This window comes from Janthinobacterium sp. GW822-FHT07H10, assembly GCF_058798675.1.
In genome coordinates this window covers 56754-73009 of sequence record NZ_JBXAKS010000008.1, presented here as the reverse complement: position 1 = coordinate 73009, position 16256 = coordinate 56754, and the positions used below count along the sequence as shown (strand labels likewise).

Here is a 16256-nt window from a genome sequence, read left to right as displayed (position 1 = left end):
CCTGGAATATCTCATTCCAGGCTTTTTTATTTCAATGCCGCCAGCTTTGCCAGCACCGTTTTCCGGTAATACGGCCGCCTACGATGAAATCACGTTTTCACTGGCCGAAGCGGAAACTCCACGCGCACGCACAGGCCGCCCAGGCGTTCGGACTTGTCCAGCACCAGGCGCGCGCCGTGGCGTTCGGCGATGGCCTTGATGATGGCCAGCCCCAGGCCGCTGCCATTGGCGTCCGTGCCCGGCACGCGGTAGAAGCGGCTGAAGACGCGCTCGCGCTCCTCGGGCGGGATGCCGGGGCCGCTGTCTTCCACCGACAGCGTCACGCCGACGGGACTGGCGCGCAAGTCGATGTCGACCGTGCCACCCTGGGGCGTGTACTTGATGGCGTTGTCGACCAGGTTGCGCAGCATGATGTTGAGGGCGTCGGCCTGGCCGGCCACCTTGGCCGGGTCCATGTGGTGCAGGCCCAGGTCGATCTTGCGCGCCTGCGCGATGCCCGCCATGTCGCCCAGCGCCCGCTTGACGACGTCGTTCAAGTCCACCGCCTGCAGCTGGTCGCCGCTGGCGGCGCTCGCTTCCTGGCGCGCCAGCACCAGCAGCTGTTCGACCAGGCGCGTGGCCCGCTCGATGCCGGCGCTCACGCGGGAAATCGCCAGGCTGCGCTTGTCCGCCGATTCGGCCCGCTCCAGGCTCAATACCTGCAGTTTCAGGGCCGCCAGCGGGGTGCGCAATTCATGCGCGGCGTCGGCGACGAAATGCTGCTGCGCGTCGAACGCCGTCTTCACGCGCCCGAACAGCAGGTTCAGTTCATGCACGAGCGGCCGCACTTCGTCGGGCAAGCCCGCTTCCGAGACGGGCGACAAGTCGTCCGCCTGGCGCGCCGCCACCTGCTTGCGCACGCGCGAGACGGGAGCCAGCGAACCGCTGACCACCCACCACACGACCAGCATCAAAATCGGCGCCATCAGCGCGATGGGACCCACCGTGCGCAGCGCCAGGCTGCCGGCCATGCGCTTGCGCACGGCCATGTCCTGGGCGATCTGCACGGTCTGGGAACTGGTCTGCACGGAAAAGATGCGGTAGGTGGTGCCGTTGGCCTTCACATTGGAAAAGCCCAGCACGGCGCGCTGCGGCAGTTCCGCGCGCGTGATCGAACGGAACACCTGCACGCCATCCGGCGTCCATACCTGCACCACCATGTCGTTGTTGACGGGATCGGCCGGCAAGGCTTGCGCATGGTTGGCCAGCGGCGCGCCGGAGCGCAGCGACAGGGCCATTTGCTGCATGTGGTAATCGAAGATCTGGTCGGCGTCGTACAGGGCGCTGCGGTAGGCGATCGACGCCTGCGCCAGGGCCGCCATGATGATGGCCGCCAGCAAAAACCACAGCAGACGGCCGCGCAGCGAATGCGTCACCGTGACCTTCATCCTCATGCCTTGGGCACCATGTAGCCGAGGCCGCGCACGTTCTGGATCAGGTCGCTGCCCAGCTTCTTGCGCAAGCCGTGGATATACACTTCCACGGCATTGCTGTTGACTTCATCCTTCCAGCTGTACAGCTTTTCTTCCAGCTGCGCGCGCGACAGCACGATGCCGGGGCGCGCGATCAGCGCTTCGAGCACGGCCCACTCGCGCGCCGACAGGTTGACGGGATGGCCATCGGCGATCACTTCGCGCGTCAGCGGATTGATGGACACGCCCTGGTGCTCGAAGATCGGTTCCGGCCGTCCCGAAGCGCGCCGCAGCAGGGCGCGTATGCGCGCCAACAACTCATCGAGGTCATACGGCTTCAACACGTAATCGTCGGCGCCCGCATCGAGTCCCGCGATGCGCTGCTCGACGGCGTCGCGCGCCGTGGCCACGAGCACCGGCGTGTCGAGTTTGCGCAAACGCATCGAACGCAGCACATCGAGACCATCCTTGCGCGGCAAGCCCAGGTCCAGCAGCACCAGGTCATAGGTTTGCGTTTGCAGGGCCGTATCGGCCATGTCGCCATCCTTGACCCAGTCCACCGCGTAATGCTCGGCGCGCAGCAAGTCGAGCACTACCTCGCCGATCATCGTATCGTCTTCCACCAGCAATAGCCGCATGCCCTACTCCTTCATATTCACTGTTTTATCGACCTTGCATCCTGCGCCGGATCAACCGAGGCGCACGGGAATGAAGATCTTATCGGGGCCGCGCTGTATCAGCAAGGCCACCGACTTGGCGGACTTGTCGACGACGTCGCGCACCTGCTCGACGGTATTGACGGGACGGCCATTGACCGACAATAGCACGTCGCCCGGCTGCACCCCGGCATTGGCCGCAGCGCCGCCCGCATCTTCCACCAGCAGGCCGGCGCTGATGCCCGCCTCGCGTTTTTCATCCGATTGTAACGGACGCAGGGCCAGGCCCAGTTTCACCTTGCCGGCGGCGCTATCGCTCTTCGCCACTTCGGCCACCTTGTCGGCCGCATTGCCCAGCGTGGCCGTCAGGCTGACGATCTTGCCGTCACGCCAGACATCCATGCTGATCTTGTCGCCTGGCAAGGAAGTGCCCACCAGCGCCGGCAAGTCGGCCGAGGCAACGATGCGCTGACCATTTACCTTGCGCACCACGTCGCCCGACTTCAGGCCCGCCTTGTCGGCCGGGCTGCCGCGCTCCACGTTGGCGACCAGCGCGCCTTCCGGCGTGGCCAGCTTGAACGAGTCGGCAAAGCCCTGGTTGACTTCCTGCACCGTCACGCCCAGCTTGGCGTGGCTGGCCTTGCCCGTGGCGACGATCTGGTCCTTGATGCGGCTGGCCAGGTCGATCGGGATGGCGAACGACAGGCCCTGGAAGCCGCCCGTCTGGCTGTAGATCTGCGAATTGATGCCGACCACTTCGCCGCGCGTGTTGAACAGCGGACCGCCCGAGTTGCCGGGGTTCACCGCGACGTCGGTCTGGATGAAGGGCACATTGCTGTCGTCAGGCAGGGAACGGCCCTTGGCGCTGACCACGCCGGCCGTCACCGTGCTGTCGAAACCATACGGCGAACCGATGGCCAGCACCCATTCGCCCACTTTCAGGTCGCTCGAATGGCCGAGCGGCACGATGGGCAGGTTGTTGGCGTCGATCTTCAGCACGGCGATATCGGTCTTCGGATCCGTGCCCAGCACCTTGGCGCGGAATTCGCGGCGGTCGTTGAGCTTGACGGTCACTTCGCGCGCATCGCGCACCACGTGGGCATTCGTCATGATGATGCCGTCCGGACTGACGATGAAGCCGGAACCGAGGCCGTGCGTAGGCACGTCACGGCCGCCGCGCTGTCCCCCTTGCGGGCCCTGGAAGCGACGGAAGAATTCGAAGAAGGGATCGTTGCCGAAGTCGTCGTTGCCAGCCTGGGCCGATGGGTCATACGCGACCTTGGTGCTGCCCGTCACGCTGATGTTCACCACGGCCGGGCTGTTGCGCGCGGCGATCTGGCTAAAGTCGGGCAAGGCCACCAGCGGCGCGGCGGCGACGGGCGCGACAGCGGCAGCCACGGGGGCGGCTGGCGCCGCGGCATTCGCGCCGGCATTGTTCTGATGTACGACCATGGCGCCACCGGCGCCCAGCACACCGATCGCGGCCAGCGCGGCTACGGTGCGTTTGATCTTGAGAGATGCGTTATTCGCTTGCTGTTCCATGAATTGCTCCTCATTCAATGAGATTTTGATGTATGCAATATTGGGCCACGAGTCTTAGGCGGTGCTTAACATTTTTCCATTTGGAAACAGGCATTTGCGCCTTTAAGCATGGCTTAATCCTGCGTTCCGCATGCATGGGCAGCTGCACGGAAAAATGTCACAAAGGGGGAATGCTGTCATGGGTGCAGACGCAACACTGGCCGGATAAACCGGCCAGTATTCTACTGCATGGGAGGGCGGAACCCTCCCGCCCGCTCAAGCGCCCGCAGGGGCGCCTGGGTCAGCCTAGGCCGCCTGGCGCTGTTCCAGCGCGCTGACGGTGGCCGTGCTGCCGGCTTCGATCTCGATCTTGCGCGGTTTCAGCGCTTCGGGCACTTCGCGCACCAGGTCGATGGTCAGCATGCCGTTTTCAAACGTGGCGCCCGTGACCTTCACATGGTTGGCCAACTGGAAGCGCTGTTCGAAATCGCGGGCGGCGATACCGCGGTGCAAGAAGGTACGCTCGACGCCATCTTTCTGCTTGCGGCCCGTGACGTGCAGCGAATCGCGTTCCGTGATGATGTCGATCTCTTCGCGGGAGAAGCCGGCCAATGCCATCACGATCCGGTATTTATCTTCCGACACCAGTTCGATGTTGTACGGTGGATAGCTCGGCTGCGCATCGGCGCGCTGTTCGTTGAGCAGCTGTGCCAGACGGTCGAAGCCAATGGCGGAACGATACAGAGGAGCAAGGTCAAAAGTACGCATGATTAAATATCCTTTCAGTTAAGCGATAAGTATCGCGGACCTCACCATGAGCATCCGCTTGCTACCGATATACGTCCATTCGAGCCCCTTTCAAGGCCTTGAAATCGGCGCAAAACGCCCCAGACGCCCCTGAATTTGTAAGAATTTTTTATACGATGCGCAGTAACCCCCAATACATTACGGTGACTTCTGGCTTCCATAACGGGCGCCCTGCGGTGTTGCCCACCGCTGGCCGTACTCGCACCGCGTCGCGGCGGCCGCCTTGCATGGCGTCCGGCTCTGTTTGTCACAATTTCACAAAATTTTCCCGAGGATTACTTATACTGCCCCTTTGCCACCCCAGCCCGCCGCCACATGTCCCGTTCCCTCCTGTGCTTGTCCTTGATCTTCCTCGCTGCCAGTGCGGCCCAGGCCGCCTCACCCGCGCCCATCGTCCTGCATGTGGACGCCAGCAACGTGGCGCAGCAGATTTTCAGCATCCGCGAGAGCATCCCGGCCACGCCCGGCAAGCTGACCCTGCTCTATCCGCAATGGGTGCCGGGCAACCACGGTCCCAGCGGGCCGCTGAACCAGCTGGCCGGCCTGCGCCTGTCCGCCAACGGCCAGCCCCTGGAATGGCGGCGCGACCCCGTCAACATGTTCGCCTTCCACCTCGACGTGCCACCCGGCGCCACGGCCGTGGAAGCGCAATACCAGTTCCTCTCGCCCGTCGACGCCAGCCAGGGCCGCATCACCATGACGAGCGCCATGCTGGGCGTGCAATGGCATGCGATGACCCTGTATCCGGCCGGACGGGCCGCGCGCGACATCGTCGTGCAGCCCAGCTTGACCCTGCCGGCCGGCTGGGAATTTGCCAGCGCCCTGGAAGTGCGCGCGCGTGCGGCCACGCCGGCCAGCCAGCAAGTCGATTTCGAACCGCTGGACCTCGACACCCTGGTCGACTCACCCGTCTTTGCCGGACGCCATTTCGAGCGCATCGACCTCGATCCGGGCGCCAAAGTCCCCGTGCACCTGAACGTGATGGCCGACAGCGCCGACAGCCTGGAAGCGACACCGCAGCAAGTCGAGAAGCACCGCGCCATGCTGCAGCAAGCCTATAAATTGTTCGCTTCGCGCCATTACCGCCACTATGATTTTTTGCTGGCCTTGAGCGACGAGTTCGGCGGCATCGGCCGCGAGCACCTGCAATCGAGCGAAAACGGCGTCAAGCCCGGCTATTTCAGCGACTGGGACAAGAACGAGGCGGGCCGCGTGCTGCTGCCGCACGAACTCGCGCATTCGTGGAATGGCAAGTTCCGCCGTCCGGGCGGGCAGGACACGCCGGATTTCAACACGCCGCTGCAAAACAGCCTGCTGTGGGTGTATGAAGGCCAGACGCAGTACTGGGGCAATGTGCTGGCGGCCCGCTCCGGCCTGGTGGCGCCGGCCAATATGCGCGACCTGTTCGCGGCGACGGCGGCCCAGTATGACGTGATGCCCGGGCGCAGCTGGCGCGCCATGCAGGACACGACCAACGATCCCATCATCAATGGCCGCCGTCCCATCGGCTGGAGCAGCTGGCAGCGCGATGAAGACTACTATATGGAAGGGGCGCTGGTGTGGCTCGACGTCGACACCACCATCCGCGAACTGTCGGGCGAACGCCGTTCGCTCGACGATTTCGCGCGCGCCTTCTTCGGCGTGCAGGATGGCAGCACCACGCCGCTGCCCTACACCTTCGACGACGTGGTGGCGGCCCTGAACGCCGTGCAGCCGCACGACTGGGCACGTTTTCTGCGCAGCCGCCTGGACGGCCATGGCCCCGGCGCACCGCTCGACGGCCTGGCCCGCGCCGGCTGGAAACTGGTCTACCGCGACACGCCGACACCGTTCATGAAAGCGACGGAAGAGCGCGGCAAGAGCACGGACCTGACGTATTCGCTGGGTTTGAGCGTCGACAAGGAGGGCAAGATCGGCAAGCTGCTGTGGGACGGCCCCGCCTTCCAGGCCGGCCTGTCGGGCAACACCACCTTGCTGGCCGTGAATGGCACGGCGTACACGCCCAAGCTCCTGAAGGCGGCGATCCAGGCGGCCAGGGAGGGCAAGCAGCCGATCAACTTGCTGGTCAGGAAGGGCAAGCAATTCCAGACGGTGGCGCTCGACTACCATGGCGGCCTGAAGTATCCGCAACTGGAGCGCATCGCCGGTACGCGCGACCGCCTGTCGGCCATCCTGCAGGCGCGCTGAGGTGCTCGCGGGCATGGGGATTTTGCGTGGCGCTCCCTCTGCGGGGCCGGCTTTTGGTGTATGCTGGCGGCATGAACAATGACACCGACATCCAGCTCAGCGGCCCCTTCAAGGCCACCGACGGCTCCGGCCGTGCCCACGACATCAAGGCCATCCGCATCTTCGACGAAGGCTACGGCATCATCGACGTCTACGTCGATTTTTCCGCCCCGCTCGAAGCGGGTGCCTACAAGGACAAGACCCTGGTCGGCCACATCCTGGCCCGCTTGCGCAGCCTCGGCTACGTGGGCCCCGACTTCGGCCATGGCGACCTGGGCCTGCAAGACAAGAAACTGATCGTTCTGGAAGCGCCGGAAGAGTTTTCGGCCTTTGCGGCCAGCAAGGGCTGGAAAGATCTTTCTGCCGAGTTCGACGAGGACTGAGCGCCCGCAAAAGGCCCATGGCCTTGTTGCCTTGCCCTGGGCACTTTTCAGGCACCCAGCTTATCCGACCGGTTCCGCCATCTGCGCCGTATCTGCCCTGTGCCGTTACGGCGTTTTTCATGCGAAAGACTTCATGCTCCGTTTCAGCATTGCCGCCATCGCCGTCCTGTCCACCGCCCTCCTGGCCTTTTATGCGGGCGTCTTCCAGACTGCGTTTCACAGCAATATGTGCTATTCCGCCATCATCAGCGAACTGGGGCAACAGGCGCAAGCGGCGGCGGCAACGCAAGATCCCGCCGCCATGGAGCGGTACGCCAGGAGGCTGCAATCCTTGCCCCTGCATGGCTATGAATCGGATTGCCATGCGATCAGCGCCGCACTGGCGCGGCCGGATGCCTGATCACTGCGGCTGCAGGTAGCGCGCGCTCCAGGCAGCGATGACATTGGCGACATACGCCGCATCATTGCGCCCCGTCAATAAATGATCGGCGTCGTCGAGCGAGACGAAGCTTTTCGGGTGTTTCGCTGCCGTAAAAATATCCATCGCGTTCGACAGGCTCACCGTCGTGTCGTTCGGCGCGTGCATCACCAGCAGGGCGCGGCGCAAGCCGGCGATGTGGTCTTTTAAACTGTGGCTGCCCGCGTCGTCGACGAATTGCTGGCGGATGCGAAACGGTCGCCCTTCCAGCTGCACCAGCGCTTCGCCCTCGGCGGCGATTTTCTCCAGGTGATCGCTGAACATGCGCGTCACGTAGGCGGGCGTGCTCGGCGCGGCCAGGGTCACCACGGCCGTTGCTTCCGGCACTTGCGCGGCGGCGGCCAGCACGGCCGCGCCGCCCAGGCTATGGCCGATCAGCAATTGCGGTGCCGCGTGCCTGGCGCGCAGGAAATCGGCAGCCACCACCAGGTCGTCCACATTCGATGAAAAATTGGTGGCGGCGAACTCGCCTTCGCTGGCGCCCAGCCCCGTGAAATCGAAGCGCAGCACGGCGATGCCGTGTTCCGTCAAACCCTGCGCGATGCGCCGCGCGGCCAGCACGTCCTTGCCGCAGGTGAAGCAGTGGGCGAACAGCGCATAGGCGCGGATGGCGCCATCGGGCGCGTCGAGCCGCGCCGCCAGCACATGGCCGTGCGCGCCGGGAAAATCTTGCCGGGTGGATTTCATTGTCTCAGATTAAAGCTGCCGGGCATGCCGGCCGATGGCGCATTGTAGCGCCGCCCGGCCAGCGGCGCAGGCGGCCAGAATTAATCGCGTTTGGGTATATCGAGGCCCCTGGCGACGGCCGGACGGGCAAGGAAGGCGTCGAGCACGCGCTGCACGTTCGGGAAATTGTCGATGCCGACCAGCTCGCCGGCGCCATAGAAGCCCACCAGGCAGCGCACCCACGGGAAGATGGCGATGTCGGCGATCGTGTACTGCCCGCCCATGATCCAGTCGCGGCCCTGCAGGCGCTGCTCGAGCACGCCCAGCAGGCGCTTCGATTCGCCGATGTAGCGCTCCAGCGGGCGCTTGTCTGCGTAATCCTTGCCGGCGAACTTGTGGAAGAAGCCCACCTGGCCGAACATGGGGCCGATGCCGCCCATCTGGAACATCAGCCACTGCATGGTTTCATAGCGCAAGCCCGCGTCCTGCGGCAGGAACTGGCCCGTCTTCTCGGCCAGGTACAACAGGATGGCGCCCGACTCGAACAGCGCCAGCGGCTTGCCATCGGGCCCCTGCGGGTCGAGGATGGCGGGAATCTTGTTGTTCGGATTGAGCGACAGGAAGGCGGGCGACAGCTGGTCGTTCTGCTCGAAACTGACCAGGTGCGGCTCGTACGCCAGGCCTAGCTCTTCCAGCAGGATCGACACCTTGATGCCGTTCGGCGTCGGCAGCGAATACAGCTGCAGGCGCTCGGGATGCTGGGCAGGCCATTTCTTGGTGATGGGAAAGTCGGAAAGCTGTGACATGGAAATCCTTTATTGATATGAAAGACGCGACGCCGGGCAGCCAGTATAGCCAAGCACGGCCATTTCAGCAGGGCAGCGCATGCGGCGGCTTGCCCTGCCTGCGCCGCGCCACCCGCTCAGCCAAACAAGCCATGCAGGAACCAGCGCGGTGCGGCATCTTCGCCGCCGCCGGCGATGCGTTCGCGGTAGACCCAGTAATGGGCGTGGTCGCGTCCTTCCGCAATGAAATAATCGCGCGCCTGCGACTGCCCCCACCAGCCCGCCTCGATGCGTTCGGCCACGGAGACCATTTTCAGCGGTGAACCATAGAATGGCCGGTGCTCGCGCATCAGCAGGGCGATGGGCTGGGCCAGCAGCCAGCCGGGACGGGGCATGCCGGACAAGCCGGGCGGCAAGTCCGGCACCGCGCTTCTTGCAATGGGCTTGGCCGGCAGCGGCAGCCACTGGTTGGCTGCCTCGGGGCGGTAATCGGCGCGCGGTGATGCCTGCAAGACATTTTCTGCGCCCAGGCGCGCCACCAGCAATTCCATCAGGCGCTGGCGCTCCTGCGGCGTGCCGCCCGGCTCGGGAAACAGGGTGGCGCTGGGCGGCGCCATCGGCTGCACTTGCAGCGCCTCCAGGGTCAGGCCGATCACGGGCGCATCCAGTACCAGCTGCGCCAGACGCTCCTTGAGCAAGCGCAACAAATGCTCGTCGCGCCAGACGGCCTCGCCCAGGGCCAGCTCGATGACGGTGGGCGGGCGCGCCACCCGGCCCCGCTCGTGCGCCAGCAGCAGCGCGATGCGTTCGACGGCAAATTGCCGCGCGCATAGCCAGCCCGTCATTTGCTGCAGCAGGCGGCGCGCGCCGAACAACAGCGCGTCAGCGTGTTCCACGCGGTCGAACAACTCCAGGCTGGCGCGAAACGTGGGCGGCGCTTCCAGCCAGACGAACAGTTCCGTGCCGTCTCCATGCGCATCGTCGAGCATGTCGAGCAGGGCCGCGCCGCAGCGGCGCTGCAGGCCGGGCCGGGGCAACTGGCGCAACTGCCCCAGGGTGCGGCAGCCGATGCCGTCCAGCCAGTCGAGCCAGGGGCGCGCGGGCGGCAGCCAGGCGCACGGCAGGCGGTCGAGGCGGCGCACGAGGCTCTCCATGCCCAGCACCCGGCCCCGGCGCGTACCGGCGCGCGCCAGCAGCCAGGCGCCGCGCGCCGTGGGCGCGCACGATAGCTGGGCCGTGTAGCCGAGCGCACGCAAGCTGGCCGCGATCTGCCGGCACAGGGCGCGCACGCCACCAAACAGGCGCAGGCTGGCGCCCGCGTCGACCAGCAGGGTCGCTTCCTCGCCCTGCGCCACCAGCGGCGAATATTGCAGCAGCGCCAACGCCACCTCTTGCAGGGCCAGCGCTTCCCGTTCGGGCGAGCGTTCGTGCAGGCGCGCCTGCGGCGCCAGCATCAGCGCGCCCGCGCGGCGCATGCCGGGCCGGATGCCGGCGGCCCGCGCCAGCGGCGACACGGCCATCACTTGCTCCTGCTCCAGCACCACGCCGAGAATGTCAGCCGACCAGCGCGGGCAAAACACTTCGAGCGGGAGCCGGGGCAGGCAAAGGCCGATCCAGAGTCGCATGGCGTAGCAGTACAGAAGGAGGTTGCAGGGGCAGGAACAGCGGCGCATCGCGCTGCGGTCCCCGGCGCTTGATGAAGCCGATCTCGATGCCGCCGGCGGCCGGCCGCACGGACAGGCGCAACGGCGCCGGCGACGCATCCTGCGCGCCATGCAGCGGGCGCAGCATGCAGAACAGGGTATGGCCGCCTTGCGCCGCCAGGTGCAGCCGGCGCAGGCTGTCGCCGCGCACGTGCGTCTGCCAGAACAACAGGGCGCCGCAACTGCCGCTGCGCAAGATGTTTTCCGCCGCCCACAAGGCATCCTTGCTGCCGGCGCTGCGCAGCCACAGCAATTGCGACGGCGCCAGGCCTTGCGCGGCCAAGGCCAGCGCCTGCGGCGGATGGGGCGGCTGCAACAGCACGATGGGCAGATCACGCAACTGGGCCAGCGCGGGCGCCAGCAGGCGCAATTCGCCGCTGCCCGGCTGCTGCACCAATAAATCGATCAGGCTGCCGCCAGGCCAGCCGCCGCCGGGCAGCTGCGCGGACAGCGCGGCAAAGCCCGTGTCCAGGCAGCGCGTGGCCGCCTGTCCCAGCTGCGAGGCGCGCCACAGGGACGGGTGCAAGGCTTCCGGCGACGCCATCAATTCGGAATGTTGCATGATTTAATATGAAGAAAGAGGAAGATGAATACTGTATGCATATACAGTACTATCCAGTCCCGCTTTTGGCAAGGCTTATCTGCGCATTGCCGCTGCCAGGGCCGCTCCGCCACGTCCGAAAAAACCCGTTCTGGGCATCGATTGCTGTACCATAAGCACTCTCCTTACCGTCTGGCAACGTACCAGTCGGCATCCTCCGTCCATAAGGAAACTCATTTGACCACCATCCAACTCATCAGCGCGATCGTCTTCGGCCTTGCGCTCATCCACACCTTCGCCGCCAAGTCGTTTGAAACCTTGGCAAACCGCCATCCGCGCCATGCGGGCTTGCTGCACCTGCTGGGCGAAGTAGAAGTTGTGTTCGGCTTCTGGGCCTTCATCTTGATCATCATCATGGCCTTTGTCTCGGGCGGCGATGCGGCCATCGAATATGCCGAGTCGCGCCAGTATACGGAGCCACTGTTCGTCTTTGTCGTCATGGTGGTGGCCGCCTCGCGCCCCGTGCTCGACGCCGTGCAGCGCCTGCTGAAAGGCGTGGCGCGCGTGATGCCGCTGCGTACGGAACTGGCCCTCGTCTGGCTGGGCCTGGCCCTCGTGCCCCTGACGGGCTCGATGATCACGGAACCGGCCGCCATGACCCTGGCCGCGCTGATGCTGGCGCCGCAAATCTTTCGCCCGGGCATCCCTGAATGGCTGAAATACGGCGCGCTGGGTGTGCTCTTCGTCAACGTTTCCATCGGCGGCACCTTGACCTCGTACGCGGCGCCGCCCGTGCTGATGGTCGCCACCACCTGGAACTGGGACAGCGCCTTCATGGCCAGCCATTTCGGCTGGAAAGCGGCCATCGCCGTGCTGGTCAACGCCACGGGCGTGAGCATCCTGCTGCGCAAATACCTGCATAGCAACACGTCCGACATCAAGCCGAAATCCGGTGAAGTGGAAGCGCCGAAAGTGCCGCTGGCCATCAGCCTCGTGCACATGATCGTGCTCGCTGGCGTGGTGGCGCTGGCGCACCATCCGGTGCTGTTCATCGGCCTGTTCCTGTTCTTCCTCGGCTTCGTGCAGGCCTATGAGCGCTATCAAAGCCCGCTGATCCTGAAGGAAGGTTTATTGGTCGGCTTCTTCCTCGGCGGCCTGGTGGTGCTGGGCGGCATGCAGCAATGGTGGCTGCAGCCCATCGTTTCCAGCCTGAAACCGCTGGCCCTGTTCTTCGGCGCCCTCGGTTTGACGGCGATCACCGACAATGCCGCCCTGACCTACCTCGGTTCGCTGATCGTCGGCATGACGGACGAAGCGAAATACATGCTGGTGGCGGGCGCCGTGGCCGGCGGCGGCCTGACCGTCATCGCCAATGCGCCGAACCCGGCTGGCGTGGCCCTGCTGCGCCGCGGCTTCAAGGATGAATCGATCGGCGCCGTCGGCCTGCTGGCCGGCGCCCTGCTGCCGACGGCCGTGGCGGCCCTCGCCTTCCTGGCCCTGTAAGTCTCGTCAAGGGGCGGCCGCCAGCCGCCCCTGTTCCCCGCTGTTCCTTCCTCAGTTTCCTTCCTCAGTTTCCCTCCTCAGTTTCCCTCATATACGAGGAAGTGCAGGCGGTCGTAGAACAGGCTGTACGCATAGTCGAACGTGCCCACGCTGCGAAAACCCTTGTGCAGGTACACTTGCAAGGCTTCGCTCTTTTCCCACACCGTCAGGGTGATCCGCGCGCAGCCCTTGCGGCCGGCCAGGTCGCGGATTTCATTGAACATCTGCTTGAACAAGCCCTGCCCCCGGTATTTCTCGTCGATGGCCAGGCTGCTGACGAAGCAATCGTCGGCGCGCGCATGCGCGAGCACGAATTCGTCATAGGCGTCATCGAGCGCCTTCATGTCATCGCGGTAATACGAGACGGCGCCGCAGGCCTGGAACTCGGCCATCGTCGCGGCCGTGAAAAAGCCGATGAAGCGCTCGTCCTCGTCGTGCAAGCCATGGATATGCGCCAGGTAGGGCTCGATATTCTGCCGCCGCTGCAGTTCGACGAATTGCAGATTCAATTTATTGCCGAACGAGCAGTACTCGAGATAGCTGGTGGCGAACAGCAATTTCGCCATGCGGTTCTTCGCCTCGTCACCCAGCAGTTCGCCGGGCACCAGCCTGAGCGGGGCATGCGACAGCAAGCCCGCCTGGCCCTCGTCTTCGGCCATGGTGGCATCGTTGGCTGCCGGCATGCCGCTGCCGTGGCGACCCACGGTGGGACGCCAGAAGGCGCCTGCGGCGATATGCATGGAACGGTGGGCCACCAGGTAGCGGCAAAAGATGGCATTCACGCGGTCCAGCTGCGGATCGTCCGACAGCACGGAGTAATAGTGGAAATGATCGATTTCCGCCCGCAATTGGGCAGCATACGCCATGCGCGGCACTTCCTCGATGTCGAACACATCGACGACATTGACCAGGCTCAAAGGATCATCGAGTTGCCAGTCGATATCGTCCAGTCCGGCGATGCAGCGCACATACGCGCGCCGCTCCTCCGCGCTGAGGGGAATGTGCATGTCCGTGATGATGTCGTCGAGCAAGCGCATGCCGCGGATGCCGCCCACGACGCTTTCGCGCACGCCGTCGTACAGCACGCAATAGCGTTGGTAGAACTCGGCATGACTGAGCAGGGTCCGGCCCAGATGCTGCTTCCATTCGGCATAGAACTGGCCAAACAGCCGCGCTTCGAATTGCGGGCAGGAACGGGGAATCTGCTGGTCGATGCCCGCATAGGCGCGATTCACATTGCGCTGGATCGAGCGCAGTGCCGCATCATTGCGCTTGGCGATCAGCATGCCGGTTTCATCGAGAAACAGATTCATCCAGCTCACATGATGGCGCGCGTCCCCAGCGTCGCCGTTATTGCGCTGGAAATAATCGGGCACTTCCGGCTTCATCAGGAAGATCGTCGCCGGATTGTGCGGGATGGTGTCGACATCCATATAGATGCCGCCGTATTCGCACATGATAAGGATGCGGAAATAATCGGACAGGGTGGCGAAATAGCGCTGCGCATGCAGGATGTCGAGCAAGTCGAAGCGTTCCGGCGCGAAATCCAGCGCCAGCGCGCGCAGCGAGTTGATATGCAGGGTCGTGCCGCCGAAGGCGTAACGGCCGACCGTGTAGCGCCCGGCCCCGCCCGTCGGGCTGAAGCGCTCGTCGTTGCGCAACTGCCCCGCATCCCACACCCACAGGATGGAGACATACGGCGCGCCGCCATTGTGGCGCACCTCGTCGAGCGCCGCGCCCCACTGCTGTATCGCCTCGGCCGCGATGGCCGGCAATTGCCCGCCCATCCAGATGCGGTGCAGGTAGCGCTCGTCGTCGCCGAGCGCGCGCGTGGGGATGCAGCTCAGCGATGAACAGCTTGCCGCATTGAAATGCGTAAAATTGGCGCCGATGAAACTGCGCAGGGCGGCAATGCCGGCCTGGTGTTCCTCGGCCATCTGCGCGCTGCCGGCGCCGGCCGGCCCCGCATCGGCCAGCTTGATGTAATCGAGTTTCAGCTTATTGATGCGAAACTCATATTCCAGGTTGAAAATCTTTGCTTGATCGTGTTTTGAGGCCAGGTCATCTATTTTCATGAACGCACCATCTTCCACAGGAGAGTGTAGGTAAACTTCGTATGAGGTAAAACAAGGTCAACAACACGCGCATCGTTGCGCCATCAACGCTGGGGCAGCAGCACCTCGCTTCCCCGGCGCCCCGCCATGCCCCGCGTAAATATCAGCAGGCAAGCCACGATGATCAGAATGACGGGAAGATTCAGCAGCGCATACGTTTCCAGCGCATAGCCGAAGCGCTGGCACAGCACGTTGTACAGCTGCAGCCAGGCGGACAAATAGACGCAATACAGCAGGCTCATGGCGGCCGTCGTCAGGGTCAGCGATTCCTTGCTGGCCGTAATCGCACTGCGGATCAGGGCGCCGTTGAACAGGCCGAAACCGATGGAATAGACAAACATGCAGGCCGCAAACACATCGACGTGATGGCGGCCCGCGCCGGCGCCCAGCATGCCGGCCGCGGCGACCAGTCCGCCCATGCGCAGCAGGGAGACGAGGGGAAAGTCTTGCCGCAGGCGCTGGATGGCGATGCTGCTGAGGACAAAGCCCGACAGGATCGCGCATTGCAGCGCGATATAGGTGGCGTAGGACGCGCCCATCTCCTGCAGCACGAAGATGGGCGAAAAGCCGATCCAGGCCGTCAGGGGCACGGTGGCCAGCCCTGCCGTAAACATGCCGAACATGAAGCGCCCGTTGCCGAAGATGCGCGCATAGCTGCGCACGATGGCGCCGGCATCGAGCCGCGGCCGCGTCACGGCCATCTGCGGCATGCACTTGAACAAGCCCAGCAGGGACAGCAGCGCCAGCAGGCCGGAGAGGAAAAACACATAGCGCCAGTCCAGCTGGCTGAGGATGGCGCTGCCGAGGATGGGCCCTGCCAGGGGCGCGAGGATGGTGGTGCTGGACAGAATACTGCTGAGTTTGACGGCCGCCATGTCGTCGAACAGCTCATGGATCATGGCGTAACCGACAAAGATGAAGCAGCAGCCCATGCCCTGCACGAAGCGCACGGCGAGAAATTGCTCGATCGAGGTGGCAAACGGCACCGTCAAGGTAGCCAGCAAGAACAGCGTATTGCCCGTCAACACCAGTTTGCGCTTGCCGATATAGTCGGCCAGCGGCCCGAGGAAAATCTGCAGGGAACTGCCGCCGAGCAGATACAGGCTCAAGGACAGGGGAATGAACTTTTGATCCGCCTGAAACTCGTCGACGATGACCAGCATCGCCGGCATGATCATGTCATTCGACAAATAGATATTGAGCTCAAATACGAGGAAAAACGCAAAAAACCACAGCAGCTGTCTGGACTTGATATACATGGCGACTTCCGTAACGTAGGCGGCTGCCGGCGGCGCTTCCCTGTCTCCAGGGAGTGGCGCGGTAAGCCGGGCCCAACACTGATAACGTGTACCAATTGTATACCACTTAGTATTTTTTACCGCT

The 16256-nt window shown here is 64.3% G+C and carries 14 protein-coding genes; 4 read left to right on the top strand and 10 right to left on the bottom strand.

Annotated elements, in window-relative coordinates:
• Positions 1-89 precede the first annotated feature (89 nt).
• The 4 genes from AC1RDJ_RS18540 to AC1RDJ_RS18525 all read right to left on the bottom strand — a co-directional run bounded on the left by AC1RDJ_RS18540 (position 90) and on the right by AC1RDJ_RS18525 (position 4396).
• On the bottom strand, positions 90-1427 hold the full coding sequence (locus AC1RDJ_RS18540) for an ATP-binding protein (RefSeq protein ID WP_071322465.1): 1338 nt from the start codon (positions 1425-1427) through the stop codon (positions 90-92).
• Positions 1428-1429: 2 nt separating this feature from the next.
• Positions 1430-2089 (bottom strand): response regulator, encoded by a 660-nt coding sequence (locus AC1RDJ_RS18535; protein WP_071322464.1) that lies wholly within the window; start codon positions 2087-2089, stop codon positions 1430-1432.
• A gap of 51 nt (positions 2090-2140) precedes the next feature.
• Complete coding sequence (locus AC1RDJ_RS18530) at positions 2141-3649, bottom strand: Do family serine endopeptidase (protein WP_493028344.1); 1509 nt, start codon at positions 3647-3649, stop codon at positions 2141-2143.
• Between the two features lie 285 nt (positions 3650-3934).
• Positions 3935-4396 carry an Hsp20 family protein gene (locus AC1RDJ_RS18525; RefSeq protein ID WP_071322463.1) on the bottom strand — a complete coding sequence of 154 codons (462 nt, stop codon included), beginning with the start codon at positions 4394-4396 and terminating at the stop codon, positions 3935-3937.
• A gap of 354 nt (positions 4397-4750) precedes the next feature.
• Here AC1RDJ_RS18525 and AC1RDJ_RS18520 point away from each other — a divergent pair, with 354 nt between their 5' ends.
• The 3 genes from AC1RDJ_RS18520 to AC1RDJ_RS18510 all read left to right on the top strand — a co-directional run bounded on the left by AC1RDJ_RS18520 (position 4751) and on the right by AC1RDJ_RS18510 (position 7444).
• Positions 4751-6622, top strand: a complete 1872-nt coding sequence (locus tag AC1RDJ_RS18520; RefSeq protein ID WP_493028343.1) for a M61 family metallopeptidase — start codon at positions 4751-4753, stop codon at positions 6620-6622.
• A gap of 71 nt (positions 6623-6693) precedes the next feature.
• Positions 6694-7044, top strand: coding sequence for a hypothetical protein (locus AC1RDJ_RS18515; protein ID WP_071326266.1), 351 nt, complete (start codon positions 6694-6696; stop codon positions 7042-7044).
• Between the two features lie 133 nt (positions 7045-7177).
• Positions 7178-7444 carry a hypothetical protein gene (locus AC1RDJ_RS18510; protein WP_493028342.1) on the top strand — a complete coding sequence of 89 codons (267 nt, stop codon included), beginning with the start codon at positions 7178-7180 and terminating at the stop codon, positions 7442-7444.
• Here the strand turns inward: AC1RDJ_RS18510 and AC1RDJ_RS18505 are convergent, their stop codons facing one another.
• From AC1RDJ_RS18505 to imuA, 4 genes are all read right to left on the bottom strand, one after another.
• The gene (locus tag AC1RDJ_RS18505) at positions 7445-8209 is read right to left on the bottom strand and encodes an alpha/beta hydrolase family protein (RefSeq protein ID WP_071322460.1); all 765 of its coding nucleotides are present in this window, start codon (positions 8207-8209) and stop codon (positions 7445-7447) included. It lies immediately after the preceding gene.
• A gap of 80 nt (positions 8210-8289) precedes the next feature.
• Positions 8290-8994: a glutathione S-transferase N-terminal domain-containing protein gene (locus AC1RDJ_RS18500; protein ID WP_071322459.1), complete on the bottom strand. Its 705-nt coding sequence runs from the start codon at positions 8992-8994 to the stop codon at positions 8290-8292.
• A 116-nt stretch (positions 8995-9110) separates the two neighbouring features.
• On the bottom strand, positions 9111-10598 hold the full coding sequence (locus tag AC1RDJ_RS18495; protein WP_493028341.1) for a Y-family DNA polymerase: 1488 nt from the start codon (positions 10596-10598) through the stop codon (positions 9111-9113).
• A complete protein-coding gene (gene imuA / locus AC1RDJ_RS18490; RefSeq protein ID WP_493028340.1) occupies positions 10528-11238 on the bottom strand; it encodes a translesion DNA synthesis-associated protein ImuA in 711 nt (236 codons plus the stop codon). Before imuA ends, AC1RDJ_RS18495 begins: the two co-directional genes overlap by 71 nt.
• Before the next feature lie 216 nt (positions 11239-11454).
• Between imuA and AC1RDJ_RS18485 the strand changes: the two genes are divergently transcribed.
• A complete protein-coding gene (locus AC1RDJ_RS18485; protein ID WP_071322457.1) occupies positions 11455-12720 on the top strand; it encodes a putative Na+/H+ antiporter in 1266 nt (421 codons plus the stop codon).
• A 77-nt stretch (positions 12721-12797) separates the two neighbouring features.
• Here the strand turns inward: AC1RDJ_RS18485 and AC1RDJ_RS18480 are convergent, their stop codons facing one another.
• Together AC1RDJ_RS18480 and AC1RDJ_RS18475 are read right to left on the bottom strand one after the other, a co-directional pair.
• Positions 12798-14834 carry a GNAT family N-acetyltransferase gene (locus AC1RDJ_RS18480; protein WP_493028339.1) on the bottom strand — a complete coding sequence of 679 codons (2037 nt, stop codon included), beginning with the start codon at positions 14832-14834 and terminating at the stop codon, positions 12798-12800.
• 83 nt (positions 14835-14917) lie between these two features.
• Positions 14918-16132: an MFS transporter gene (locus AC1RDJ_RS18475; RefSeq protein WP_071322455.1), complete on the bottom strand. Its 1215-nt coding sequence runs from the start codon at positions 16130-16132 to the stop codon at positions 14918-14920.
• Positions 16133-16256: the final 124 nt, after the last annotated feature.

Excerpts from the sequence above, each read along its gene's own strand:
- AC1RDJ_RS18540 (WP_071322465.1), bottom strand. The coding sequence starts at position 1,427 with ATGAAGGTCACGGTGACGCATTCGCTGCGCGGCCGTCTGCTGTGGTTT.
- AC1RDJ_RS18535 (WP_071322464.1), bottom strand. The coding sequence starts at position 2,089 with ATGCGGCTATTGCTGGTGGAAGACGATACGATGATCGGCGAGGTAGTG.
- AC1RDJ_RS18530 (WP_493028344.1), bottom strand. The coding sequence starts at position 3,649 with ATGGAACAGCAAGCGAATAACGCATCTCTCAAGATCAAACGCACCGTA.
- AC1RDJ_RS18525 (WP_071322463.1), bottom strand. The coding sequence starts at position 4,396 with ATGCGTACTTTTGACCTTGCTCCTCTGTATCGTTCCGCCATTGGCTTC.
- AC1RDJ_RS18520 (WP_493028343.1), top strand. The coding sequence starts at position 4,751 with ATGTCCCGTTCCCTCCTGTGCTTGTCCTTGATCTTCCTCGCTGCCAGT.
- AC1RDJ_RS18515 (WP_071326266.1), top strand. The coding sequence starts at position 6,694 with ATGAACAATGACACCGACATCCAGCTCAGCGGCCCCTTCAAGGCCACC.
- AC1RDJ_RS18510 (WP_493028342.1), top strand. The coding sequence starts at position 7,178 with ATGCTCCGTTTCAGCATTGCCGCCATCGCCGTCCTGTCCACCGCCCTC.
- AC1RDJ_RS18505 (WP_071322460.1), bottom strand. The coding sequence starts at position 8,209 with ATGAAATCCACCCGGCAAGATTTTCCCGGCGCGCACGGCCATGTGCTG.
- AC1RDJ_RS18500 (WP_071322459.1), bottom strand. The coding sequence starts at position 8,994 with ATGTCACAGCTTTCCGACTTTCCCATCACCAAGAAATGGCCTGCCCAG.
- AC1RDJ_RS18495 (WP_493028341.1), bottom strand. The coding sequence starts at position 10,598 with ATGCGACTCTGGATCGGCCTTTGCCTGCCCCGGCTCCCGCTCGAAGTG.
- imuA (WP_493028340.1), bottom strand. The coding sequence starts at position 11,238 with ATGCAACATTCCGAATTGATGGCGTCGCCGGAAGCCTTGCACCCGTCC.
- AC1RDJ_RS18480 (WP_493028339.1), bottom strand. The coding sequence starts at position 14,834 with ATGAAAATAGATGACCTGGCCTCAAAACACGATCAAGCAAAGATTTTC.
- AC1RDJ_RS18475 (WP_071322455.1), bottom strand. The coding sequence starts at position 16,132 with ATGTATATCAAGTCCAGACAGCTGCTGTGGTTTTTTGCGTTTTTCCTC.